The organism is Streptomyces sp. STR69 (assembly GCF_024519455.1).
Classification (GTDB): domain Bacteria; phylum Actinomycetota; class Actinomycetes; order Streptomycetales; family Streptomycetaceae; genus Streptomyces.
Genome location: NZ_JALJRY010000099.1, coordinates 1 through 582 on the forward strand (window position 1 = coordinate 1; position 582 = coordinate 582).

The 582-nt window shown below is 69.6% G+C and carries 1 protein-coding gene; it reads left to right on the forward strand.

The window, feature by feature from the left end:
- Positions 1–24 precede the first annotated feature (24 nt).
- Positions 25–582: winged helix-turn-helix domain-containing protein (locus OC490_RS49125; protein WP_262064565.1), on the forward strand; the 558-nt coding region annotated here is incomplete at its 3' end.

Consider the following 582-nt stretch of genomic DNA (forward strand, 5'->3'; position numbering starts at 1 on the left):
TGTGGGCTGCGCTATGCCGGAGGGATGAGGTATCCCGATGGCGGTGGGCTGACGGCCGAGGAGCGGGATCGGCGTGAGCAGGTGCGGCTTGCGGCGGCTGACTTGATCGAGGCCGGGGCCAGTGACGGGGAGGTGGCCCGGCGGTTCAGGGTGACGCGGATGTCGGCGAACCGCTGGCGCCGGGCCCTGGCCTCGGGAGGCCGCCAGGCGCTGGTCTCCAAGGGGCCTGGCGGCGCCCGCTGCAAACTTGATGCAGGTCAACTACGGTCTCTGGAGGCGGTGTTGGAGGCGGGTCCGGCCGCGTGCGGCTGGAGCGATCAGTGCTGGACGCTGGTGAGGATCGCCGAGGTCGTGCGTCGCCGGTTCGGTGTCGAGTACACCCTGGCCGGCCTTGACCTGCTGCTGCACCGCCTCGGCTGGAGCGTGCAGGTGCCTTCCCGTAAGGCCACCGAGCGGGACGAGTCGAGGATCGCCGCCTGGAAGGACGAGCAGTGGCCCGTCATAAAAAGACGGCGGCGGACCTGGGCGCCTGGCTCTGTTTCGAGGACGAGGCAGGTCAGGGCCTGGGCTCAGTCAAGATTT